This is a genomic window from Paraburkholderia phenoliruptrix, assembly GCF_019511605.1.
GTDB lineage: Bacteria > Pseudomonadota > Gammaproteobacteria > Burkholderiales > Burkholderiaceae > Paraburkholderia > Paraburkholderia phenoliruptrix_A.
In genome coordinates, this window is the sequence record NZ_JAEUAV010000001.1 from 791441 (window position 1) to 816115 (window position 24675).

The following is a 24675-nucleotide window of genomic DNA, read 5'->3' on the forward strand; positions in this document are numbered from 1 at the left end:
AAGGCCGGCGTGGCGATGCTGCCACCGCCGGCCTTTCTGCTTTTGTAGTCCGCTCAGCGGAGCGGCACCGCGCGAGTGACTGACGTTCATACCCCGCTCTACCCGGCATTTGGGATTTGTGGGCGCCATCCGGCAGATCGGCGTCGTATTTCCTCGGGCAATGCCTTATGCATTGCTATCTCATATTGCCAACCCACGCCCACCGCCCTATCGTTCGACCAAGCAAGTTCCCCACAGAATTTGCGCGCGTTCATATGAAGCCCAGCCGCATATATGAACGCGGCATCCATCAGCAATTCTCACGCCGAAAACACTCAAGCATTCGGTCTGATGCGCCGATAACAAAGACTTCGCTTCCCGGGAGACCGACCATGAGCAGTATTACCGAGCCACAGCACAATCGAGGCTCCGCACCATTCTTTTCGAAAGAAGCCACCATTGCGAAACCGGGGTTTTCGCGCTGGATGGTTCCGCCCGCAGCACTCGCCGTTCATCTCTGTATCGGCCAGGCGTATGCGTTTTCCGTGTTCAACGGCCCATTGACCAAGGTAATCGGCATCACGCAATCGGCGGCTGACGACTGGTCGCTCACGTCGCTTGGCTGGATCTTTTCGCTCGCCATCGTGTTTCTCGGTTTGTCGGCGGCCTTTGCCGGCAAGTGGCTGGAGCACGTCGGCCCACGCCGCACCATGTTCACCGCGGCCTGCTGCTTCGGCGGCGGCTTTCTGATTTCCGCACTGGGCGTGTACCTGCACCAGATCGTCCTGCTGTATCTCGGCTACGGCGTGATTGGCGGCATAGGGCTCGGCCTCGGCTATGTGTCGCCGGTCTCGACGCTGATCCGCTGGTTCCCGGACCGCCGCGGCATGGCGACCGGCATGGCGATCATGGGCTTCGGCGGCGGCGCGATGATCGCGGCGCCGCTCTCCGTCGCGCTGATGAACCACTTCAAGAGCGCCACCAGCATTGGCGTGGCTGAAACCTTCATCGTGCTCGGCGTTGTCTATTTCATCTCCATGTCGATCGGCGCGCTGGCCATTCGCGTGCCGCCAGCCGACTGGAAACCGGCAGGCTGGACCCCGCCTGCCACGTCGACACAGAAGATGATCACGCGCAACCACGTGCACATCGACGAGGCGCTGAAGACGCCGCAGTTCTATCTGATCTGGCTCGTGCTGTTCCTGAACGTGACCGCCGGCATCGGCATTCTCGGTCAGGCGTCGGTGATGATTCAGGAGAGTTTCAAGGGCACCGTGACGGCCGCCGCCGCTGCCGGCTTCGTCGGCCTGCTCTCGCTGTTCAACATGGGCGGCCGCTTCGTGTGGGCGTCGGCTTCGGACTGGATTGGCCGCAAGAACACCTACTTCATCTTTTTCGCGCTGGGCGCGGTGCTGTATTTCCTCGTGCCGAGCTTTGCCGCATCCGGCCATATGGCGCTGTTCGTGCTGGCGTACTGCGTGATTCTGACCATGTACGGCGGCGGCTTTTCGACCGTACCGGCGTATCTCGCGGACATGTTCGGTACCGCGTTCGTGGGCGGCATTCATGGACGCCTGCTGACCGCGTGGGCCGCAGCCGGCGTGGCCGGCCCCGTGCTGGTCAACTACATCCGCGCATACGAAGTCGCGCACGGCGTCGCGAAAGCCGACGCGTACACGATGACGGTTCACATCATGGCCGTGCTGCTGGTGGTCGGCTTCATCTGCAATCTGTTGGTCAAGCGTGTGGACGACAAGCATCACATGACCGACGCACAAGTCGCCAAAGGCGCATAAGGAGATTCGCATGTCGACCGTTGAACCCGTGCACCCGACCAACAAGGTCATGATCGCCGTCTTCTGGCTGTATGTGATGGTTCCGTTGGCGTGGGGTGTGTACAACACGCTCTCGCAAGCGATGAAGCTGTTCCAGTAAGCCAGTGCGCCCCGCCTTCACGGCGGGGCGCCTTCCCTGCGCCGCCGGCAGTTCCCGCCGGCCGGCTCCCCTACCACTGATATGCGGCACCGGCGCCCACCGCGGTGGTCACCGAACTGATGCCCGCGCTCAACTTCACCTTGAAGTTTTGCGCGACGCGCGCCGACAGCCCCACCGCCACAGCCTGATAACCCATGTAGCCGGCCGTGCCGACGCCGATTGCGAGGTTCTTCGTCGCATCGACTTCCGGGACCATGTTCATGGCCATTGCCGACGCCGCGCCTGCATATGCGCGCCGCGCCAGATCGCCCATGCCGCTCTGGAACTGCTGCACGTTGACCGCGTCGCCCGGCGCGCGCCCCGGGGCCAGGTTCGTAATGCGGCGCTCGTTGCCGCTCGAGCCGACGGAAACCGTATCCGGCTGATCGGCCACCGAGCCCTCGCCAAGCGCGACACTATTGGCCGCCGACGCCTTCGCGCCACCGCCAAGCGCGAGAGAACCGTTGCCGCTCGCCTGCGGCGCGCTAGCCGAACTGTTCGCGGCCACATAGCCATTGCCGGTGGTCGCGTAGTTTTTCACCGTCTGGTCGATGCTGCTGATCTGCTGGTTGGTCTGCCAGAGTTGTGCGCCGGTTACCGCATCGCTGCTCGTGGCCGACACTTCGCCGTTCTTCAGATTGGTCAGTTGCACCGCCGGCGCATTCGCCGTTGTGCCGCCGAGCGTCACCTTGTCGTGCGCGGAGCTGTCGTACTGAAGTGCATTGACCACCGTCCCGTTGATACGGCCAACGGTGCTCTGCAAACCTGCAATGTCGCTGCTGTTCTGCGTGACGCGGCCATCCAGATTGCCTAGCGCACCGCCGACGCTGTTGACCACTTGCCCGCCCACCTTGTAAGCGGGCGCGCTCACCGAACCGTCCGCATTCACCGTCGAGCCGCCGCCGAGCGCCGTCGCCGTGCTCGCGGCCTGCGCGAACAGTTGTGAGCCGTTGACCGCGTCGGTACTCGTTGCGTTCAACGAGCCGCGCCCGACACCCGTGACCACGCGATTGCCCTGCGTGCCCGCCACGTTGACCGAGCGGCCGTCGGTCGTCGCGCCGATCTTGATCACGCGCGAAGCCGGGTCTTGCGTCACGACGCCGATGCCGCCTTTCTCGACGTTCTGCTGCAACGCCGTGAGCCCGTTGTCGAGCGAGTCGAGCGCGTCGCCGACGTTGTTCTGCGTGCCGCGTTGCACGTGGTATGTGGGACCGGTGACCGTGCCGTCGGTATTGATCTGCGCACCGCCGCCAAGCGCGGCCACCACCGGGCTGAACTGCGCGAAATTGATCGCGGAGCTGTCGGTCAGCCCCGCGGCGACGCCTGTCAATTGACGCGCGCCGCCGGTCCCGCCCAGATCGACCCGGCCCCCGTCCGTGCCCTGACCAATGCTGATCACATGCGAGGTCATGTCCTGCTGAACGAGACCTATCTCGCCGTTCGTGATCTGCTTCGCGACGTTCGTCAGATTGCCCTCGAGCGCTGTGGTGCGCGTGTCGAGGCCGGCGATCTTCGTCGTGTTAGCACTCGTGCGCTGATCGAGGTCCGCAATGTCGGCCGCGCTGCTGGTCACGCGGCGGTCCAGGTTCGCGATGCTGTCGCTGTTCTGCGCGACGATCTGATTGGTCGCGAACAACTGACCGCCGTTCACTGCGTCCACGCTGTTGCTCGTGAGATTCGCGGCGCGCACGTTTGTCACGCGGACCGGCGCGCCGGCGTTGCCAAGCGTCAGCAGATCGCGCGTGGACGAATCGTATTGAACCGAATTGGCCGTGGCCGCTGCAATTGTCGACGCGCTCGCGGCCGCACTCGCCGCAGTGCTGGTTGCCACGCTAGTATTGACGGCCGCGGCGAGCGCCGACCCGACGTCGTTATAGGTGCTGCCGCCAATGGTGTAAGCCGGCGCTTTAGGCGTGCCGTCCGCAGTCACGGCGGAGCCGCCGCCTAGCGCTGCCGCCACCGTCGCGGCGTTGCGGTAAAGCTGGGCGCCGTTGACCGCATCGGTGCTCGACTCGCCGATCGCGCCGCGTGCGAGCCCCGTCAGCGTGCGGTTGCCGTTCAGTCCGGCAACGTTCACGCGAATCCCCGGTGACGACGTTGCGAGCAGAATGTCGCGGCTGTCGGGATCCTGCCGCACGAGCCCGATGCTGCCGGACACGACCTGAGACTTCAGCGTCGCGATGCCGGTGTCGAGCGAGGTCAACGCGCTGCCGACCGTGGTTTGCGTGCCCGATTGCAGGTAGTACTTGGGACCGACGATCGAGCCGTTCGCGCTCACCGACGCGCCGCCTCCGAGTGTCGACACGGCCTGCTTGAGCTGCGCGACGTTGACCGCCGACTGCGCAGTCGTCCCGGCCGCGACGCCGAGCAGTTCGCGCGGCCCGCCGGTTCCGGTGAAGTCGACGGAGTTACCGTCCGTGCCCTGTCCGACGGTTAGAGCGCGTGTGTCCGGGTCCTGCTGAACGAGCCCTATCTGGCCGCTTGCGATGTTGCCCGCGAGATCCGAGATGCTCGCGGCGTTCTGCGACACCGCGTCGTTGGTGGCGTGCAGTTGCGCGCCGTTTACCGCGTCGGTGCTGTAAGGGTTCAATGCGCCCGCCGCGACGTTGGTCACCCGGACCGGCGTGCCCGGATTGCCGAGTGTCACAATGTCGTGCGCGCCGCTATCGTAGAAGAGCGCGTTAGTGATGTCCGGACAGCCTGCCGATGTGCAGTCCTGGGCGGCAGCTGGCTGCACCAGCGCCAGCGCCCCGCACAGGCCCGCGGACGCAGCAGCGAGCGCCCGGCATATCGAAGCGCATTTCGCGCCGCCGCTTCTCGTTACCTCCGATGCCGCTATATACACGCGCTTCGCTTCGTTCCATACCGCTTTATAGGTCTTGTTCAACATTCCTCCCACTCTTTATCCACGATCTCTTGCCGGGATTTTTCTTATGCCATCCTAAGTATTTAACGGACAGGTCAGACTCAGGACGCACCGCTTCTGCCCGGCAAACAGGGCTCAAGCGGCGAGTGTGCAGGCACGTCCGCTGTTCGCGAATACGATTAATCCGAAAAGCGATTTTTTAGCGTGAATTAGCTAAACGGCATAGGGCGATTAAGACGGAATGCCGCCAAACATCGTAATCCGGCATGCGGATGATTGAGAGGTTTTAGTCGAATACTGAAAGCGGCCGAGAACCGGCGTAACGGATATGCGAGCGAGGCAATGCTGGCCCGCACCACTACCGACCCGCCGCGCGGCGAAATGCGCGAGGGAGCTCAGATCTTTTCAAACAACACGTCTTGCGCGCCTTCCCACAGCACCTTGACGCCGACTTCACGCAGCTTTTCCTTGCCTTCGACAATAGTCAGGAAGTGATTGCCGGCGAGTTGTCCCATCTTGCTCGCGAAGCAGCACGAGCCATAGGCGATGAGAATCTCTGTTTCGCTGTAGCCGCCCGGATAAAACAGAATGTCGCCGACCGACGGATGACTCGTGTGGTTTTCGAAGCCGACCGCCGCGCCGTCGTTCTCCAGTTTGAACTCGCCAAGCGGCACCCAGCAGCCCTCGCCGCTCCAGCGCACGTGAATGATCTTCTGGCGGTACGGCAGCAGCTTCAGAAAGGCGCTGACGGTTTGCGGCGCGTCGGGGTTCGTTTCGGCGATAAAGACATGGCCGCAGCAGGTGATTCGAAGTCGGGTCATTGCAGGTGTCCGGTATGACGATGAATGATGGAGGAGGTTGTCGACAAAAGGCAGCGGGCAGAAAGCCCAAAGCAAGCAGTCAGCAAGCAGCGGTCAGCAAAAACCCGCCGGCGAGCGCGGTCAACCGGAAGCGGCCAGGGCGGGCCGTGGGCTGGTCATTCTGTCGTGCCGTGCAAGGGTTCGACAGATACAGTTCGCATCGGGCCGGTCAGGCCAGTTCGGCCACTCGCCGCGCAGCGCTCGTCGCGGCTCAAGCGAACGGAACGACGACCCCATGCCAGGTCGAGCCGCTGACGCGCCACGAAAGTTCGTAGTTTGCAAGCCGCGCAATGCACAGCACACTTCGAAAGGTGCGTGATTCCTACAGACGGCTTCCGGCTTCCCCTTAGCGTGTCAGGCGTGACCGGGCTGGCCGTCAAACCAGAGCCCAATAAGAGGCGCAGCGCCGCCATGCATCGGAGGGCACCGCTCGCAGTGTCGCGTGCGGGCACCGTCCATCACCGGCTGTTGCCAAAACCCCGCCCGCGGCTGAACTGGCCATTTTGCCGGCCGGTTATTGATTTGTTGTCGGCCGGTTCATCGGTCGCTGGCTGTCCGACTGTCGCCGCGCAGTCCGCGACTCAACCGCGCAACCGGTAGGCAAGCGGCGTCACGCCGTAGTCACGCTTGAACTGCACGGAGAAGTGACTCGCGTTCTCGTAACCTACCGCAAGGGCGATCTGCAGCACGCTCTGATCGGTGGAGAGCAGCAGCCTCGCCGCTTCCTCGAGGCGCAGGCGGGTCACGTATTGATGCGGCGTTTCGCCAGTCTCACGGCGGAACACGCGGGCAAAGTGGAAGCTGCTCAGACCGGCCTGCGCGGCGAGCTCGCCGATTGAAAGATCGGCACTCAGGTTCGCTCGAATGTAATCGGTTACACGCCGGATGCGGCGCGGCACCAGCCGTTCTGGCTGCGCCGGCTGTGTCGTTCCCGCTTGCCGGCCGTGCGAATAATGTTGAAGAAGATGCGCGGCAAGCGCATGAACCAGCGCATCGACATAAAGGCGCGAGTCGGCGGGGTCAGCGGCGGCGCGGTGCAATGCGGAAAGCATCGCGGCGACGAGCGGATCGTGAAACCGCATCGCGTCGCCGAGCGACAGTTCGCGGCGCGATGCGCCGAGCTCCATCTGATCTGCCACGCTGTCGATCAGACTGCGCTCGATATGTAAATGGACGGTCGACAGCGGCTCATCGCTGATCGAACGCCAGCGCCAGGAAATCGGCGCGGGCGGCACGTACCAGACGTCGCCCACTCGCAGCTCGGCGCTTTCCCAGCGCCCGTTCAGATTGCGCTCAAGATGCTCGGCGCCGCTTGCCAGCGTCATCAGCGTAAGGTCCTGCAGGCCGGGCGCTTCCAGCAGTTCCTGCTCGTCCGGCTCGAGATAGGAGCGCAACACCAGGTGACGCCACGGGCGATCCACGCTCGACACCAGTTTCTGGCCCGCCATGTAGCGGTCGTAGGCAAGCGTCGTTGTCAGCTTTGGAATTCGTGTCTTCACGTCCATTCCCAAGGAGGTGCCGTATGCAAATAAAGAAACCTGCCGAACTCGCGTCGCCGGTCGGCTGTCAGCGCAAGAACTCAAAAATGATAGCAAGGAACCGGCTACCGTAATTTCTGGAAATAGCTAATCATTCAGGTTGTCGTCTTTCACGCGTTTCGAACGCCGGAGCTACCGTTTCATGGAACACGAATGCGATACGCTGCCGCATTGGCTGACCGGTTCGCCGCAAGGCGAAGCGGGCCATGCGTCGGCAGCATACAACCCAGCGGTCACCGCACAACCGGCCTACCCGGCCGGCACGCGGCAGGCCGCGAAGACAGCCCACGCGGCTGAAGCATCGATCGTATCTGGCCGCGCGGCAACTGGCGCGGCGCCCGCAGGTTTTCTCACGCTCTTCACCGAGGAAGAGATCGGCACGCCGTCGCCGGCCGCGCGCCGCGCGCCGCTCATCAGTCCGCTGGTACGTTTTGGCAGCGCGCAGGACCGCATGGAATTCGTGCGGCAGCGCATCAGGCAGTTGGGCTTCAACTCGTTCAGCTATACGGCCACGCGCACGTCCGCGCATCGCAAGACCATGTTCGTGCTGACGAGCTACGAGTCGCAGAGCTGGCTCACTCGCTACTTCCGCGAGCGTTACTTCGAGCTCGATCCGCGCGTGGCGCTCGCCTCGCCGACCGGCATGCCGTTCCTCTGGAATACGGTGGACATGCGCGCCGACCTGCCGCGCGCGCAAATGCGCAGCGAGCGCCTTGGCGGCCTGATCGACATGCTGGAGGAGACCGGTCGCAAGAGCGGCATTCTCACGCAGATGCCGCTGCCCGAGCCGGACTTGAGCGCGAGCCTGTGCTTCAACTCGGAGATGGGCAACCCGCGCTGGATGACGGAATCAATCGTGGCCGAAACGCTGATGTTCGCGCACACGATTCATGAGTTCATCTGGACGCACGCAAAGAGCGTGATCGGCATGACGCCCGCGCAGCAGCACCGCGTGACGTTGAGCGAGTTGCAGCACGCGGTGCTGAAGGCGGTGGTTCAAGGGCAGCGCGACAAGGAAATCGCGTATTTCCTCGGGCTCTCGCCGCACAATGTCGACTACCACTTGCGGCGTTTGCGGCAGTTGTTCAACGTACGCAACCGCGTGCAGTTGATCAACGTCGCGAAGGCGTACGTGTCGTAGAAGTCACGCGCATGGGTGAGCGTCGAAGAAACGGCGTGGCGGCAGTTGCCGCCACGCCGTTTTTGTTTTGTTATGGCAGCGCGCCGCTCAGCTCTTCAGGCGGTAGCCCGTCTTGAAGATCCACGCGACAATCGCGAGAAACACGGCCAGAAAAAGCGCCGTCATGCCGAGGCTGATTTCGACGTTCACATCCGCGAGGCCGTAAAAGCTCCAGCGGAATCCGCTCACCAGATAAACAATCGGATTGAAGAGCGTCACCACCTTCCAGAACGGCGGCAGCATGTTGACCGCGTAGAAGCTCCCGCCGAGGAACGTGAGCGGCGTGATGATCAACAGCGGCACCAGTTGCAGCTTCTCGAAGCTATCCGCCCAGATGCCGATGATGAACCCGAGCAGACTGAACGTGACCGCGGTCAGCACGAGAAACAGAATCATCCAGAACGGATGCTGAACTTGCAGCGGCACAAAAAGGCCGGCGGTGGCCAGAATGATGAGGCCGAGCAGGATCGACTTGGTGGCCGCCGCGCCCACGTAGCTCACCACGATTTCCAGGTACGAAACCGGCGCCGACAGCAACTCGTAGATCGTGCCCGTGAAGCGCGGAAAGTAGATACCGAACGACGCATTGGAAATGCTCTGCGACAGCAGCGACAGCATGATCAGACCCGGCACGATGAACGCGCCGTAGGTAATGCCGTCCACTTCCTTGATGCGCGAGCCGATGGCCGCGCCGAACACGACGAAGTAAAGCGACGTGGAGATCACCGGCGCGATGATGCTTTGCATCAGCGTGCGCCAGGTGCGCGCCATTTCGAACTTGTAGATTGCGCGAATTGCGTAGATGTTCATTGATTCCCTCGAAGCAGACTCACGAAGATGTCTTCAAGCGAACTCTGCGTGGTGTGCAGGTCCTTGAAACGGATGCTGGCGTCGTCGAGCGCTTTTAGCAGCGCAATGATGTCGGTGCGTCCGCCGTCGCTTTCGTAGGTGTAGATCAGTTCGTTGCCGCCCTTCGCCACGTCGAGCCCGTAGCCGGCGAGCGACGGCGGCAACGCGTCGAGCGGACTTTCGAGCTGCAGCGTCAACTGCTTCTTGCCGAGCTTGCGCATGAGTTCCGTTTTCTCTTCGACCAGCATGATCTCGCCGCCGTTGATCACGCCGATGCGGTCCGCCATTTCCTCCGCTTCGTCGATGTAATGCGTGGTCAGGATGATCGTCACGCCGCTTGCCGCGAGCGAGCGCACCAGTTTCCACATGTCGCGGCGCAATTCGACGTCCACGCCCGCCGTGGGTTCGTCGAGAAACAGCACGCGCGGTTCGTGCGACAACGCCTTCGCGATCAGCACGCGGCGCTTCATGCCGCCCGACAGCGTGATGATCTTGCTATTGCGCTTCTCCCACAACGACAGGTCGCGCAGCACTTTCTCGATATAGGCCGGGTTCCTGGGCTTGCCGAACAGGCCGCGGCTGAACGACACCGTGGCCCAGACGGTTTCGAAAGAGTCGGTGGTGAGTTCCTGCGGCACGAGGCCGATCAACGAACGCGCGCCGCGATAGTCGGCGGCAATGTCGCGGCCGTCCACCGTCACGCTGCCTTCGCTCGCGTTGACAATGCCGCAGATGATGCTGATGAGCGTGGTCTTGCCCGCCCCGTTTGGCCCGAGCAGGGCAAAGATTTCGCCGCGGTTGATTCCGAGGTTGATGTTTTTTAGCGCCTGAAAACCACTGGCATAGGTTTTCGACAGATTCGTGACTGAGACGATTGGCTGCATGGATTCGACGATGGCAGACACCGTTGCAAAAGTGGATGAAATGACGCGCAAGCGCGACCGCACCCGCAATGTAATGGAAACCGCGAAAGCCTGCAGCGCAGACCGTCGAGGTCTACGGAAAGTCGCGCACTGCATGGTCGGGCTGCGAACCCTTCGTTGCAGCGCAGAATAATTCGGTTTCCCTAGCGATGTGGCGCAAATGGCGCAGATGGGGGCGAACTCTCGCGGGGCGCCTGTTCATGTCGTGCGGGCCCGGCGAGGCGCCGTGCCGGGAACGCGCCATGCTCGATTGTCGCCGTGCTACTGCACCCGTGCGCCTCGCGCCGGCACCAAGGCACAGCGTTTGCGGCAGTGTATTCATGTGAGTGCGAGGCGCTCGCGTGACCTCAATCGACTCTATGGAGATGAACATGAAACGCCTTACCAAGACGATCTTTGCTTCAGCGCTCGTAATGGCACTCTCGGGCGGAGCCTATGCACAGGCCGGCGGCGGTGCCGGCGGGGGCGGGGGTGCCGGCGGTGGCGCCGCGGCCGGTGCGGGCGGCGGTAACGGAGTGGGCGCGGGCGGCGGAACCGCTGGCGGCGCGGGCGGCACGCTCACTCCCGGCATGGGCCCCGGCACGATGAAGCACCCCGGCGATTCCGGCTATGGCTCGCCGGGCGTCACGGGCACCGGCGGCGGCATGGGCACGGGCACCGGCGCTTCGCCGGACAGCGCGACCACGAAGCGCTCCAACAGCGGCATGAGCAACGGTACGCGCAGCGGCACCAGCGGCGCTAACGGAACCATGCAGAACGGGCAGTAAGGCGAGGCCCTGTTCCATGCGCAAGCCTCGAGCGTCGAGCCTGAATCAGTAGCTCAACCTCGAGGCAGCGAAAGCGCTGGGACATAGCAACGGCGGCGCCGCATAACGGCGTCGCCGTTTTTTTGTTCGGTGGATGTGCAACGATGCCGGCAGCCCTCCACGCCGATGGTGGATTTTGCAACGATTTCAATGTAAAGGACACGCGCCCCGCGACTCAGCAGGACCCTCGCCTGCAATCGCGGCTCCCCATGACAACTTCCTGACCAGTCACGGCTCCTTGCAGACAAAGCTGCTCGCAAGATTGACATTACCCTTGCCGGTATATTGCGGAAACAACGGATAGCGACACAACGGTCGCGAGCGTCCATTGGTTGCCGCGGCGATGTCGGTGGCGATCAGCGTTTCCGGCGACGCACCTCGCGTGACCCAGTTATCGAGTGCGCCCAGCAGATCGACGGACGGCACGAACGCGCCGCTGCCATGCTGAAAACCCGGCACCATGTACAAACGCATAAAACGATTAACCTCGTCCACGCCGTAACGCTCGACTAGCGCCTGTCGGTAAGCAATGGTCTGGTTCGGGCTGATGACTTCGTCGGCGAGGCCTTGCAGCGTGATGAGCTTGCCGCCGCGCGCCATGTAGCGCCCAAGGTCGGTGTTCATCGCGCCGATGGTTTGCGAAAGCGCAATCAGTTGCGCGCGATACTTGCCCGGATGCAGCGGATCGAAGCGCAAAGAGTCGAAGTCCGCATCGCGCACAACGAAATAGCGCACATAGCCGTCGCCTTGCGCGAACAGGTAACCGTTGGCAAAAAATTTCGGCTCCGCGAGCCGTTGCGCCTGATGTCCGAGGCCGAGCGAACCGGCCAGTTGCGTGCCCTGGAACACGTTGTATCCGCGATAACCGCTCACGTCCCAAGCGAGCTTATAAGGCAGCGACAAGCCATCGCGCAGCACCATCAACGTGGCGAGTTGCGTTTCGGTGAGGCACGTGTCGCGCGACTCGTCGGGTGAGAGCGCGCGCCCCGCGCAACGTAACGACTCGACGATTTCCGCTTCATGCGTGCGGCAGGCGGCGACGTCGCTGACAATGCCGTCCGTCGCGCCGTCCAGCCCGTCGCATACGGCAAGCGTGCGTTGATAGACGTGCTGCAGCGCGACCGGCGGCACGAAGCCACCCGGCGTCGCGTATTCCGCCTGCCCTACTTTCACGCCGATCAGTCGCACGCCCGAGAAATTGAGCGCAGGCGAATTGGCGATCACGCCGTCGTAGTCGTCGGGAAAGCGCTGCATCACGGTGTAGCCTTCGCGGCCTCCCGTCGAGCCGCCGGCGAAATACATGCGCTGCGGCGGCCGGCCATACGCACGCGCGATCAGTGCGAGCGCGGCGTCGTGCGTCTTCTTCAGATGCGCATAGCCGAAGTTGGTCACGGCTTCGTCGACAAGGCCGAACACCGCGAGCGATGAATCGCCCACGTGCCCCGAATCGTCGCCGAAGGTCGCATAGCCTTGGGCAAGCGGCGCGCGGTCCGGCGAAAACGGCATCACGCCGGTGCCGCTCACCACCACGCCGTTATACCCGCCGCCGCCCACTTGCAGCGCGCGCCCGTTCCAGTGACGCGGCAGATTCAGGTCGAAGCGGATGTCCGGCGTGCTCGCCTTGAGCGCCTTGATGCGCCCCGTGATCCGGCAATACTCACCGCCCTGCTGATTGCCGGGCGCGGTGGCGCCGATCATCGTGGCGCTTTCGATCTGCGCGCCGGCCGTGGGGAGGGCAATGACTTCAGCGGGCAATACGGCACCGGCAAATTCAGCGCAACGCATGGAAAGCGGCGCTTCCTTCTGTGCGCCGAGAGCCGTCTGCGTGGCGAGCGCCAAGCATGCGATCGCGAGCGTGGCCCTAAGCAGGCTCCCCAGCATGGCGCCGAACAGGGACCCTTCGGCGCTCGCGCGCCCGCGCCAGGTCCACGCTCCGCCCACGCCCCGCGATCGCCCCATCATCCGCAACGCGCCCCGCTTGCAGCCGCGCGCGGCTGCTGTCCTCGCCATCCGTGCCATGCGCGTGCGAGCATCAGCAACGCGCCAATCGCGACCAAGTCGCCGGCAAGCCCCATCAGCACGCCGCGAAAACCATGAAACGTATGCGGCGTGGCCGTATCCACGATCAGCGACACTAGCGTGCCGCCAACAAAACATACGAGCCCTGTACGGCCCACGGTAACGACGGCCGGCAGCCGCTGCGCGAGCCGCGCGATACTGCCCATGCGCACGAGTCGCGCTGCGAGCCAGGCTATGACGATGAAGTTGATCACGCGGTCCACGGAAAGATTCTGTTTGAGGGTGCCGGGCAACGGCTGCGTCAGCACCACGAGTTTAACCGCGGCAAACGCGAGCACTGCGGCAATCGCGACGCGCGTGAACCAGCGAGCCGTATCGCCCGCATGAAAGCGCTCGCTGATCGGCGCGAGCCGGCATACGATGCCAAGCACGAACATCAGTTGCCATGCGAAAGGATTAAAAGCCCAGTCGGCCACGTCGTCAATGCTCAATAGCACGGCGAGCGGCCGTGCGAGACACCATATGGCCGCGCTCAACGCGAGCGCCGCCACACGCGAACGCAGGGCGAGCGGCACGATGGCGGGCACCAGCAGCGCGTAGAACATGTACATAGGCAACACGCTTGACAGATACGGCTGCCGACGCAGCACCGCAATGTTCAACGCCTGCTGCAGCGGCTCGGCGGCAAAAGGCAACCAGCCCGTGAGCTCGACCATCGGACGGTTCAAGTGCAGCAACGCGAGCGCGCCGCCCGACAGCAGCGTGAGCAGCGCGGTCAGCAGATACGCCCGATAAATCTCCCAGCAGCGCCGCACGAAACGCAGCCTCGCGGCATTTTCGCCGCGCGCCGTCATGACCGCCGTATAGGCCGCCGCCGACGCGTAGCCGCCAAGAAACACGAACACCTCCGCCGAATCGCACAATGCGTACGCATGCAGCATCACATGAGAAAGCGCGCTGCCGGGCATGTGATCCAGCACGATGACGATCAACACGACCCCGCGAAAGAAGTCCACTTCGACGGAGCGACCGCGGCGAATGTCCATTCATGTTCTCGCAGGAAAGTTATCCAGCAACGCGCCACCATATAACGTTTCGGCGGCTGCCGTGCAATGAAGTCATGGACGCTGACAGGCAGCCTGTCGTTCACTGCAATTCGCTGGCAATCTGAAATGCAGCTGTCGGCATGCGGTAATCGCTAAAACCGGAGCATTTCATTGGCGGCAAGTTTTGCGGCTTTCACGCACATTCGCCAATACATCCGGTAAATGCCGCCGAAAATAATCATCAGATCGCGCTATGCGATTTTTTTCGCTTTTTTTCATCGTACGATGAATTCATGCATGACCGGCGGAGCTCGCGCATTGCACGCGAACAATGCTCCCACGGCGGCCACTCATGTGGACCGGACACGCTCGCACCACGACTGCGTTCAGTGCGCGCGTTGCGCGTCGTTGCGACGCCTTTCTTGTGCCGCTGCCCGTGCTTGCACCGCTTGCACGACGGGCTTGTGGATTTACGCGGCACCGGTCCTTCCATTACCGACCCGAACGGTTGCGCACGCGCACCGCCCTCGCATTGGAAGACGCTCACATGAACAACAGGATTGCCGGCTTCGACGGACTGCGTGCCATTGCAGTTCTGATGGTGTTTCTCCAGCACCGGCTATTCGGCGACATCGGCGAAATAGGCCATCTCGGCGTATGGATCTTCTTTGCGCTCAGCGGCTTTCTGATTATCGGCATTCTCTCGACGCAACGGCTGCGCATCGAGCAAAGCGGCAGCAGCTTTGTCGTTGAGCTCAAGCGCTTTCTGTTTCGCCGCACGCTGCGCATTTTCCCGATCTATTACCTGATGCTGACAGTCATGTCGGTGCTGATGCTGTTCGGCTTCGCGAGTCCGCAACTCGCGAGCGGCATGCCGTTTCATTTCGCTTATCTGTCGAACTTCTGGATCGGCTCGGTGCTGCATTACTGGCCGGGGCGCTACTCGCACTTGTGGAGTCTTGCCATCGAGGAGCAGTTCTACCTGGTGTTCGCGCCGCTGCTGTTGCTGCTTGCGGCCCGGCGGCATCTTGCGGTTTGCGCGTCGACGGTCGCAGTGGGACTAGTGTCGCTATGGCTCATGCGCGCCGCGCATTGGCAGGAGATCACGATCTACACGCATCCGCTGAGCAACTTCTGGTTATTGGCGCTCGGCGGGATGGGTGGGCTCGTGGTTGTCCATCACGCAGGCCGTGTGCGCGCCTTGCTTGGGCACGGCGCAACGCTATTTGGTTTGAGCCTTTGTCTGGTAGGCTTTTGCGCGAGCGAGCCGGCGTGGAGCGAGGTTCGCAATCCAGCGCTGTTCAGCTGTATCGATGCCGCGTATGGCCTATGTATCGCGGCGCTGGTATGTTCGATTGCGTGCTGCCGCAATGCGGTCGTCATGGCTCTGCTGGAAGCGCGCTGGCTCGTGGGGCTCGGGCGCATCAGCTACGGCTTTTATCTGTATCACAACCTGATTCCCGATCTCACGCGCAATCATCACGCACGGGCGCTGTTTGGCGGGGTAGTGCCGCAATGGGCACACGCGGTGGGAATTGCGGCGTCGTTTGGAATCTCGCTAGGGCTCGCGCTGCTGTCGTGGCGGCTGATCGAGGAGCCCATTCTGCGCCTGAAAACGAGGCGTGCGCCTGCGGACAACGCAAGTTCGACAGCAACGCCAAAGGCGGGGTTCGCATCAACGCCGGCGCACCACGAGCGCGGCTCGCGCGCTTTGACAGACAAAGGCGCTGCTTCGGATGCTGCCTGATACGGACCGGGCTGCCCGCTTCGCAGGAGAGCCCGCGCGTGGCACACGCATTGCTGAACCGTCGGTATATCTGTTACGACTGGAGATGCGCCGTGGCCACTCAGCCGAATAGCCCCAACGAGCACGACCAGAACCGGGATGAAACTACAGATCCCGGCGGCCCGCCGACCGAAGTCTCGAAGCCGGTCGGCGATGCAATCCCAACGCCTGTCGAACCGGGACTCGACCAGCCTTTACCCGAAAAAGGCGCAACAGAGCCAGCGGAGGACGACGACGCCGCGGCGAAGCGCGAGCCGTTGGGCGAAACAGAGACGCCTCCGGGGGTTCCTCCACCCGGGCCGTCTGACTTTGCCTAGCGTGAGCTTCGAAGAGGCGCGCGCGCCGCGCTCACGCTCCGCTTGCGGCCTTACCCTTACGCTGCCTCAGGCTCCTGCTCATGCACGATCTTGAGCGTGCTCTTGTGTTCCTTGATCAGCCGATACACCGTCTCGCCCGGTACGGTTTCCTGTTCGAGCAGTTCGTTGGCGATAGCACGCAGCACCGGCTCGTACGCATGCAGCAGGTTGTAGCACTGCTCGTTCAGTTCCTTGAGCAGCACATTGGCCTGTTCGATCGCGCTCTTCATTTGAAGCCCCGCGTACTGCGAAGGCAACGCTGCGAGGCTGAAGAGATTGCCGTCGCTGTTGAAGCCAAACTTCGACACCATGTCGAGGCTGATACGCGACGCTTCCTGAAGATCGGACGCCGCACCGCTCGATGCTTCGGAGAACGCGAGAATCTCCGCGTTGCGGCCGCCCAGCAGCACCTTGACCTCGTTGCGGATCTCGGTCTCGCGGTACAAATGCTTGTCCTGTGCCTTGGTGATCAGCGCGACGCCCAACGCGCCGCCTCGCGGCAGTATCGTGACCTCTTCGAGCACACCCGTGCCGAGCAGCGCGGCAACCAGACCGTGCCCTGCCTCATGCACCGCTATGCGCGTGCGTTCGTCTTCGGTCAACGCGCGTTCCGCGCCGCTTACGTCGCCAATGCGGGCAATCTTGATTGCCTCGATGAAATGCTTCGCCGCGATTTCGGTGTCGCCGGCCTTGCGCGCGACGAGTCCCGCCTGATTCACCACCATCGCGACCGTCGCGGGCGAGAGGCCCGTGGTCAGACGCGCGAGCTGGTCGTAGTCGATGTCCGCTGCCTTCGCTTTGAGCTTTTCTGCGTAGAAGCGGAAAATTTTCGCGCGATCTTCGCGATCCGGCAGGCGCACCTGCACTGTGCGATCGAACCGGCCCGGCCGGCGCAACGCCTCGTCGAGATTGTCCGGGTGATTGGTGGCCGCGACGATGATCACGCCTTCGTTCGAAGCGAAGCCGTCCATTTCCGCGAGCAACTGATTGATGATGCGGTTGCTCTCGGCTTCGACAGGACCGCCGCCGGTGTCGGTACGTTTTGCGAGGCCGTCCGCTTCGTCGATGAAGATCACCGTCGGCGCATTCTTGCGTGCCATTTCGAACAGATGCTTGACCTTCTGAATGCCGACACCGTAATACTTCGCGCTGAAGTAACTGCCGGTGATCGAGATGAAGTTCGCGCCGCATTCGCCGGCGAGCGCCTGCGCAAGCCGCGTCTTGCCGACGCCGGGACCGCCCACCATCAGGATGCCGCACGGCGCGCGCACGCCCATCGCCGTAAACTGCTTCGGGTTGGACAGATAGCCGCGAATGTCCGCGAGCGCAGCCTTGGCCTCACCGGCGCCGATCACGTCGTCGAAACGCAGCGTGGGCGCCTTGCTGAGCAACGTCGCGCCGCCGCGCATCTCGCGGCGCATGAACCACACCATGCCGCCAATCAGCAGCATCGGCAGCAGCAGGCTGATCACGTCGCGCGTCTGGTCGAACACCTGGAGCCAGCGCGAGCCGCCCGTGCGGATATCCGCATCGGGCAACCACACCAGTTGATATGAAGCGGCCTCCCCCGAGCGGCTCTCGCCAAGCAGGAGCGCATGCGAGAACGTCGCATTGTGGTCGGTGACGAAATAGCGCGAACCGTCGCGCTTCGATACGAGAATCGCATTGGGACTGACGCCGATCGCGGAGACCTGCGCTGCCCGAATGTCGCGCAGCATTTGCGATGCGTCTTTCTCTTCGCGCGTCCAGGCGGACGTATCGTGGCGCATCTGGTTCGCGACGCCGGTCAACGCCGGGGCGAGTTGTGCCGCGCGCTGCTGGTGATGCCAAAAGCTGAACGCAAGTACCAACGCAATGAGCACCGCGCCAGCCGCAATGGCGACTTTGCGCGCCCGTGTTTTCCCAAGCGAATTCTTTCCCGGCTTCATGAGTCACTTCCAAAAACGGGCTCATGGGAGCCCCAAAACGTATCGAATCAGAGGATGAGCGGTTGGAAGAGGAATCGGCTATTGCGATGCCATGCCTGCAAATGCCTGCAAGGAACAAAGGACACCCAACCATGCGTCCCTTTTAACCAGTCGCGCAGTGCCAGTATGCCCTGCGGCTGCTTTTTCCAAATCGCAGAAAAGGCCTGTTTCTACCGCTTATCCCGCCGTTTGAGGAGAAGGAATATAAGGGCACGAGCGGTGCATGAAGTGCGGTAGAAAACTGCTCCGCCGCACAGTGTATCAGCGTAAAAAAGGCGGTGTATTCTGTAGACCTATCATTTGCACCGTGCCCTATTTTTGTGTTCTTCTGACGGGCCTATTGATCGGCTGCCGTCGTTCTCTCATCGCGCGGCGGCACGTCGGCGTGAGCCCCTCCACTGCTGTCGTGTCCGCGCAGATGCGAAGCGCCGCGCGTTTTTTTGCTGTTTTTTGCCAGGGTCCGCTATTCTCTCCAGCTTTCGGCGACAGCCCGCCCTTGTTGCGCGCTGCACACACTCGACTTTTCACGACTTATGCTTCGATTTGAAAACCTCGGCAAGCGTTATGGCGACCGCGTCGTCTTTCAGGGACTGCACCGCGAATGCACAGCGGGCTGCATTGCGCTCAATGACGAGTCGGGTAGCGGTAAATCTACCCTGCTCGGCATTCTCGCCGGTGCCATTGCAGCCGACGCAGGCGACGTGTGGATCGGCGGCCATTCGCTGAAGGCCGCCCCGGCCATGGCGAAATTGCTGCTGACGTATGTGCCCGAGGATTGCATGCCTTCGCCCGATTGCGCCGGCCGCGACTATCTGCAGCGCGTGGCCGCCGCCCGCAACGCCACGGTGAGCGACGCCGCGCTGTCGCTCGCGGACCGCTTCGGCCTCACGCCGCACCTGGAAAAACGCTTCGAGCAGATGTCGTTCGGCACGCGCAAGAAGTTCTTTCTGACCACCGCGGCGCTGGGCGAAACGCGAGTGGTGATTGCAGACGAGCCCGCGGGCGGACTCGACGCCGCCGCGCGCGCCGTGCTGGTCGATCTCTTCCGAACGCTTGCACAAACTCGCACCGCGTTTTTCTCAAGCTATGACGAAGCCTTTGCTGAAGCATGCGGGGCCACACGCCTGAGCTTCGCGGAGCTCGCGCAGCGCAGCTGAATGCACGTACGCGTGTGGCGCACAGGCGTGGCGCAGGCGCCCCCGCGCCACGCTCAGATCGACACGCAAATCTTGCCGAAGTGGGCGCCCGACGCCTCATGCCTGAAGGCGTCCGCGAGGCGCGCGAGTTCGAACGTGCTGTCGATCACCGGCTTGATACCGGTCGCCTCCAGCGCGCGAACCATCTCGCGCTGGTCCTGCCGGCTGCCGACAATCAGCCCTTGCAGCCGCTGTTGCCGCGCCATCAGCGCGGCGGTCGGCACCGGTCCGGCGCGTCCGGTCAGCACGCCGATCAACGCGATGTGACCGCCAATCCGGCAAGCCGTGATCGACTGCGGCAAGGTGCCGGGGCCGCCCACTTCGATCACGTGGTCGACGCCGCGCCCGCCGGTCAATGAACGCACTTCCTTGCCCCACTCGGGATTGTCGCGGTAGTTGATCGTGTGAGCGGCGCCGAGCGCGCGCAGCTTCTCTAGCTTTGCGTCCGATGAGGACGTGGCGATCACCGTCGCGCCCATCGCCCTCGCCAGCTGCAGGCCGAACACCGACACGCCGCCCGTGCCGAGCACGAGCACAGTGGCGCCCGCTTTCAACTGACCGTCGACAACCAGTGCCCGCCAGGCCGTGAGTCCTGCCGTGGTGAGCGTGGCGGCTTCGGCGTGGCTATAGCCACGCGGCGCGTGCGTGAAATAGTGGCTCGGGAGCACGACGACTTCGCGCGCGTAGCCGTCGACGCCGTCGCCGGGCGTGGTTTTGAAGTCGCCGATAGGAGGCGGGCCGTTCTCCCAGAACGGGAAAAAGCATGACACCACGTGATCGCCGACCTTGAATTCGTCGACGCCCTCGCCGACCGCCTCCACCACGCCCGCACCGTCCGCCATCGGGATGCGCCCCGCTTCGGCGGGCAACACGCCGCTTACGACGCCGTAGTCATGGAAGTTGAGCGAGCTCGCGTGAATGCGAACTCGAAGCTGGCCCGCACGGGGCTCTCCCGGGTCGTCGATATCGACGACCTGAAGAGAGTCGACGCTCGCGGGCGATCCGATTTTGACGGCTTTCATGGGGTGACTCCTTTGGGGTTTGCCGGGGCGTTTGTGGTGGGTGTGCTTCGGCAGAGGATATAGCAAGCGGGGGTTGTGTGTTGGCGTGCGTCGCCGCTGAGGAAGACCTGGCCAAGGATTCTTCCTTCGATTTGTGCCCGCGCCCTGGTGCAGACAAATCGACTTCAGTTGCTCGATTAATGACGATATCGAACGGGTCGGAGCATGACAATGTTCCGGCTTTTGGTTCTATTGGATCGGCCTTCTTTTAACGGAAGCTGCAACGGCTTTCGCAATCCGCTCAAGCTCCTCCCCGGAGACGGGCGGAACGCCTTTGGCGGCATACTTTGCGGTCCGCTGAACGAGTAACTCGAGATCGGGCATATCGACCGCCGCCTTCGGATCTCCCTGCACCGTGACGAGATAGGCATAGTCCGTTGCGCCATCGTAGCGGGTGACGGTGGCAAAGCTCGCCGTGCCTAAGCGCCCCGCCATCATGGACGGGCGGTAACGTAGCGGTCCGTGTAGATGGATGACTCTGCCAATGGCATCTGAAGTCCAGATCAACTCACTCATCTGCACAGAAGTCAAACTTGATAGATCACCCGCCGAGCGATCAGCCAGAAAGATGGTCACGTCAGGATGATCCGCCAGTCGAAATGTAACTCCGATATTGCTAATATCATCCGCACCTGTCGATGACACGAATATTCCTGGAAGACAGGCACCTTTTTCATTTGGGACCTCATAGAGCTGGCGCCAACGGAAATTCCGCAACGTTTTCATCATCCGTCGTTGCGTTACGGCAGGGCTATCCTCATAAGAAGTGGCTTTGAATATTGCCAATCGTCCACTCTTATAAACATCAAACTGCGAGAGCATCGTCCCAGACATCGCAAACGAATCCGGCTGCCCCGTCGGTACTTCCGAAAATCTCCTATCCACATTCGATTGGTTCCTGCTTTCAGCAGCGAAGCTACGCATTTCAGTCAACAGCCTAGCTGTCCATTCTTGGGAGACGCCCTCGAAAATTTCAAATTCCCCATTGAAGACAAATGAGGAGTACATGGTCGACTGGCCGTCGGGGAACCGGATGGGATACTTTATAAATTTTCCATCGAACACGGCTGGGGTGGTTGTAGCCACCTCTACCTGCCCAGGAAACGCTAGCTCGTATCGCCCTATGCACTCGCGGTAGTCAGAGGCTAAGGCGTGTTCCGCCAACAGGAATGAGCACAGAAGGTATGCTGCGCGCCGATAACAGTTGCATCGGGCTCTTAAGTTCTTTATCAAGCTATCTCTTCCTGCAAATTGGAATCTTCTACTGACGCCCGAAGCGTCTTATCCTGCAATACCCTTTTGGGGGCATCGTTGTCCTCCGCGACAGAGGATGTAGACAAAACCTCACCCGGGTGGGATCGACAGTAGCGGTTCCCTCCCGGGCACTCAGCCGAGACTTCCGCTGAACGATATTCAGGCACGTCGCCAAAGCAGTTTCGGGCCGCCACCCATGTCGGCCAAATCGGCGGTCGATCGGGCTTTGCTCATCCGCTTAACCTGAATGCGAGATTCCGGGGGAAATGTGTGCACCAGCCCGGATCGTTTAGATGACATTCCGGTTCGTCGAGCGAACCGGCCGACGAGAACGGCGTTTCCAAAAGAGATCGCAGCGACTTGCGCTTTGGCAAAGTTTTGGTGTCCGATTCTATTGAAATGGCCTTCGTTTAACGGAAGCTGCAACGGCTTTCGCGATCCGCTCAAGCTCGTCTCCGGAGACCGGCGGAACGCCTTTGGCGGCATACTTTGCAGTACGCTGAACGAGTAACTCGAGATCGGGCGTATCGACCGCCGCCTTCGGATCTCCCTGCACCGTGACGAGATACGCATAGTCCGTTGCGCCATCGTAGCCCGTGACGGTGGCAAAACTCGCCGTGCCCCAGCGTCCGGCCATCATGGTTGGGCGGTAACGTAGCGGTCCATGTAGATGGATGATTCTGCCAATGGCATCGGAAGTCCAGACGAACTCGTTTCTCTGCCGCGAAGTCATTTTTGATAGATCGCCTGCTGAGCGATCGGCGAGGAAGATTGTCACGTCAGGATGATCTTTTAATCGAAATGTGACGCCAATATCGCTAACATTGATCACCTTGTTTTGCGAAACAAAGACTCCAGGGAGACAAGCCCCTTCCCCGACTGGAACTTGATATGGTTGACGCACGTGAAGATTCATAAACGTATCCCTGGCGCGCTGCTTGGCCAGTGTTCGGCCGCCATCGTATGAAACTGCTTTAAAACCTATGAAATTTCCATCTTTATAAATATTGAACTCAGATACGCCTTCTCCTGATAAAGCAAACGAGTTTGACGCATCAACCTCACCCAAAAAAAAGTCCTGATCTGCGATTATTTTTTCAGAATTTAAATCTACAAAATTGCGCTTTTTTTTCAAATACGCCTGAACCCATTCTGCTGACGGATCATGGACTATGATAAACGATCCATTGAATCCAAATGAGGAATATATTGCTGGCTGTCCATCGGGAAATTGGATAGGATCGCGTATTGATTTGCCCTCCAATATCTGCGGTGTCGTCGTAGCGACGTCAGCCGGTCCCGGGAGCGTGAGCGTGTAACGTCCGACGCACTCGCTATAGCCGGCTGCAATAGCAGTAGTAGTGACCAAGAACGGCAGAAACACATATGGCGCTAGCCGGATTGCCTTCTGTGACAGAGCAGCATAGCTCTTCATCCTAAGCTCTCCCAAATTTTGTCGCTTTTGATTGATGCTTGCAGGGCGTATATCGCCGGCACCGCCTCGTCGGAGCAGAGTCGTTTCCGCAACCGGCGAAGTTGCAAAGCCAACTGCTATCCAAAACTATTTGCGCAAATCGCGAATTTGCGTTTCCTAATTACGCTGCATGGACTTGTATTTCTTCAAAATAGATTCGACAGCCTTTCTGTCCTGGATGTCTAACCTGAGCTTTGCGTAGTCAGCCTCGATGAAAGGTCGCAAGCTATCGTTTGCCGCGGCACGCCCATCGTGTTTCCGTATATTTTCTGCATTTTGCGCCTCCATCCGCATGAAGTAAGCGAAAGCGCTTGCATATTTTGCACTTTCCTGCCGAACCTTTTTGTAGTCACCTGAAAAATCTATGCCGTCTGCACAGATGCCGTCAACTTCTATATTGCCTATGCGGATGCCAGACGGATAAATATACACTCCGGCCAGCCTTCCGGAAGCAGCATCCGGATCAACGTCGATTATCTCGTTGTGGACGGAATCCAGCTGACCTTCATAAAAGTCGGGTTTTCTTTTTAGACTAAGTGTGGCTTTTGCAAAGCAATCGGATGCCGTACCCGCTCCCCGAGGCACAGCTCCTCCAGCTACAAGCAGCGTTTTTCTTTTTCCTGCGTCGATCAATATGGCGTCACCGTGTGCCCCCGCGTAAACGTTTAACGCAGTTCCGCAAATCGCTTGACTGGCATGAACCAGCGCGATGCCGAAAAAAAACAGATTAATAATCGCTTTCATTCTTCAATTCATCCTGGGCTTTTGGTCTTTCCGACATATATCGTGCTGCGACCCCTGCTTGTTGCGCAGCCGATGAGTGGATAAATCTGATCAGCTGGCCGTGGGCGTTGGTTTTTCCGCGCTCCGCATAAATAGCATTGATCAATGCTTCATCATAATCGCGGGTTTCGGAGACCTGCATATCTAGTTCTTTCAAAGCCGAAGTAACGACGTCGGTTGTTGGGCCATGTTGAACTGCAGTAGACCATAAGACATCGTTTATTGCGTGTGAGTGATAGCGAAGGTCCACGCCGGTCTTCGCTATCACGGTATTGATCTGCACGTCGAAATGGGTTCTCTTCATAAACTCATGCTCGACAGATATAAATCGAGCGAGGTTATTTTGCACGACTTCTTTCCATTTCCTGGTAAACGCGGACGTGCCGGGCGTCAATCCAGCAAAATCTGCCATCCAAGGGAAGTCGGTAGACGTAACAAAAGTTCCGACCGTTCCCCCAACGGCAAATGTGCCGTCGGTCCGCCGTGTTCTGCTGGTCATTTGATATGAGCCGTAGGAAACTCCACCAGGATCGCCTTGCCCACCGGACACGGTACTCGGACCGCGGCCGCCAGTCTCATATTGCGTTGACAGCTTGCCAAGGTCGAAATCGCGTCGCTTCCTGCTAACGATGAAATTCCCCACCAAACCCACCGGATGAACATGATTCACCACCGGACTAGACGGAAACCCCTCCACCTTCCCCTTCACCGATTCCCACCACTGAAGCTTCCTGATCCGCTCCAGCTCGCATTTCCAG

The 24675-nt window shown here is 61.1% G+C and carries 19 protein-coding genes and 1 pseudogene; 7 read left to right on the forward strand and 13 right to left on the reverse strand.

Going from position 1 to position 24675, the window contains the following annotated elements:
• The first annotated feature begins 371 nt into the window (after positions 1-371).
• Positions 372-1775, forward strand: a complete 1404-nt coding sequence (locus JNB89_RS03385) for an L-lactate MFS transporter (RefSeq protein WP_135895505.1) — start codon at positions 372-374, stop codon at positions 1773-1775.
• 10 nt (positions 1776-1785) lie between these two features.
• Complete coding sequence (locus JNB89_RS03390; protein WP_027209575.1) at positions 1786-1914, forward strand: MFS transporter small subunit; 129 nt, start codon at positions 1786-1788, stop codon at positions 1912-1914.
• Between the two features lie 70 nt (positions 1915-1984).
• Here JNB89_RS03390 and JNB89_RS03395 read toward each other — a convergent pair whose 3' ends face one another.
• The 3 genes from JNB89_RS03395 to JNB89_RS03405 all read right to left on the reverse strand — a co-directional run bounded on the left by JNB89_RS03395 (position 1985) and on the right by JNB89_RS03405 (position 7184).
• Positions 1985-4843: a YadA-like family protein gene (locus tag JNB89_RS03395; RefSeq protein WP_135895506.1), complete on the reverse strand. Its 2859-nt coding sequence runs from the start codon at positions 4841-4843 to the stop codon at positions 1985-1987.
• Positions 4844-5214: 371 nt separating this feature from the next.
• Entirely contained in the window at positions 5215-5640 is a 426-nt protein-coding gene (locus tag JNB89_RS03400) for a DUF3830 family protein (RefSeq protein ID WP_013341773.1), read from the reverse strand.
• A 620-nt stretch (positions 5641-6260) separates the two neighbouring features.
• Positions 6261-7184 (reverse strand): AraC family transcriptional regulator, encoded by a 924-nt coding sequence (locus JNB89_RS03405; RefSeq protein ID WP_135895507.1) that lies wholly within the window; start codon positions 7182-7184, stop codon positions 6261-6263.
• Positions 7185-7359: 175 nt separating this feature from the next.
• Between JNB89_RS03405 and JNB89_RS03410 the strand changes: the two genes are divergently transcribed.
• Complete coding sequence (locus JNB89_RS03410; protein WP_135895508.1) at positions 7360-8358, forward strand: helix-turn-helix transcriptional regulator; 999 nt, start codon at positions 7360-7362, stop codon at positions 8356-8358.
• Between the two features lie 87 nt (positions 8359-8445).
• Here the strand turns inward: JNB89_RS03410 and JNB89_RS03415 are convergent, their stop codons facing one another.
• A complete protein-coding gene (locus tag JNB89_RS03415; protein ID WP_013341776.1) occupies positions 8446-9207 on the reverse strand; it encodes an ABC transporter permease in 762 nt (253 codons plus the stop codon).
• Positions 9204-10130 (reverse strand): ABC transporter ATP-binding protein, encoded by a 927-nt coding sequence (locus JNB89_RS03420; RefSeq protein ID WP_135895509.1) that lies wholly within the window; start codon positions 10128-10130, stop codon positions 9204-9206. The genes JNB89_RS03415 and JNB89_RS03420 overlap by 4 nt, the downstream gene beginning before the upstream one ends.
• A 410-nt stretch (positions 10131-10540) precedes the next feature.
• On the opposite strand from JNB89_RS03420, the gene JNB89_RS03425 reads away from it, so the two are divergent.
• The gene (locus tag JNB89_RS03425) at positions 10541-10936 is read left to right on the forward strand and encodes a hypothetical protein (protein WP_135895510.1); all 396 of its coding nucleotides are present in this window, start codon (positions 10541-10543) and stop codon (positions 10934-10936) included.
• A 267-nt stretch (positions 10937-11203) separates the two neighbouring features.
• Here JNB89_RS03425 and JNB89_RS03430 read toward each other — a convergent pair whose 3' ends face one another.
• Together JNB89_RS03430 and JNB89_RS03435 are read right to left on the reverse strand one after the other, a co-directional pair.
• Complete coding sequence (locus JNB89_RS03430) at positions 11204-12856, reverse strand: tannase/feruloyl esterase family alpha/beta hydrolase (RefSeq protein ID WP_220361281.1); 1653 nt, start codon at positions 12854-12856, stop codon at positions 11204-11206.
• 77 nt (positions 12857-12933) lie between these two features.
• The gene (locus JNB89_RS03435) at positions 12934-14040 is read right to left on the reverse strand and encodes an OpgC domain-containing protein (protein WP_220361234.1); all 1107 of its coding nucleotides are present in this window, start codon (positions 14038-14040) and stop codon (positions 12934-12936) included.
• 547 nt (positions 14041-14587) lie between these two features.
• Here JNB89_RS03435 and JNB89_RS03440 point away from each other — a divergent pair.
• Both JNB89_RS03440 and JNB89_RS30975 read left to right on the forward strand, forming a co-directional pair.
• Positions 14588-15787 (forward strand): acyltransferase family protein, encoded by a 1200-nt coding sequence (locus JNB89_RS03440; protein ID WP_220361235.1) that lies wholly within the window; start codon positions 14588-14590, stop codon positions 15785-15787.
• 92 nt (positions 15788-15879) lie between these two features.
• A complete protein-coding gene (locus tag JNB89_RS30975) occupies positions 15880-16143 on the forward strand; it encodes a hypothetical protein (protein ID WP_135895523.1) in 264 nt (87 codons plus the stop codon).
• A 56-nt stretch (positions 16144-16199) separates the two neighbouring features.
• On the opposite strand, the gene JNB89_RS03445 is transcribed toward JNB89_RS30975, so the two are convergent.
• Positions 16200-18110 carry an AAA family ATPase gene (locus JNB89_RS03445; protein ID WP_220361236.1) on the reverse strand — a complete coding sequence of 637 codons (1911 nt, stop codon included), beginning with the start codon at positions 18108-18110 and terminating at the stop codon, positions 16200-16202.
• Between the two features lie 572 nt (positions 18111-18682).
• On the opposite strand from JNB89_RS03445, the gene JNB89_RS03450 reads away from it, so the two are divergent.
• Positions 18683-19306 (forward strand): ABC transporter ATP-binding protein, encoded by a 624-nt coding sequence (locus JNB89_RS03450; protein ID WP_135895515.1) that lies wholly within the window; start codon positions 18683-18685, stop codon positions 19304-19306.
• Between the two features lie 53 nt (positions 19307-19359).
• Here JNB89_RS03450 and JNB89_RS03455 read toward each other — a convergent pair whose 3' ends face one another.
• The 5 genes and pseudogenes from JNB89_RS03455 to JNB89_RS03475 all read right to left on the reverse strand — a co-directional run.
• Positions 19360-20367 carry a zinc-dependent alcohol dehydrogenase family protein gene (locus JNB89_RS03455; protein ID WP_027209561.1) on the reverse strand — a complete coding sequence of 336 codons (1008 nt, stop codon included), beginning with the start codon at positions 20365-20367 and terminating at the stop codon, positions 19360-19362.
• Between the two features lie 228 nt (positions 20368-20595).
• Positions 20596-21492, reverse strand: a complete 897-nt coding sequence (locus JNB89_RS31345) for a T6SS immunity protein Tli4 family protein (RefSeq protein ID WP_220361237.1) — start codon at positions 21490-21492, stop codon at positions 20596-20598.
• A gap of 559 nt (positions 21493-22051) precedes the next feature.
• Positions 22052-23095: a T6SS immunity protein Tli4 family protein gene (locus JNB89_RS03465; protein WP_220361238.1), complete on the reverse strand. Its 1044-nt coding sequence runs from the start codon at positions 23093-23095 to the stop codon at positions 22052-22054.
• 156 nt (positions 23096-23251) lie between these two features.
• Positions 23252-23878 carry a hypothetical protein gene (locus tag JNB89_RS03470; RefSeq protein ID WP_220361239.1) on the reverse strand — a complete coding sequence of 209 codons (627 nt, stop codon included), beginning with the start codon at positions 23876-23878 and terminating at the stop codon, positions 23252-23254.
• A pseudogene (locus JNB89_RS03475) lies at positions 23862-24675 on the reverse strand (lytic transglycosylase domain-containing protein); the annotation flags it as partial. The pseudogene JNB89_RS03475 and the gene JNB89_RS03470, both read right to left, overlap by 17 nt.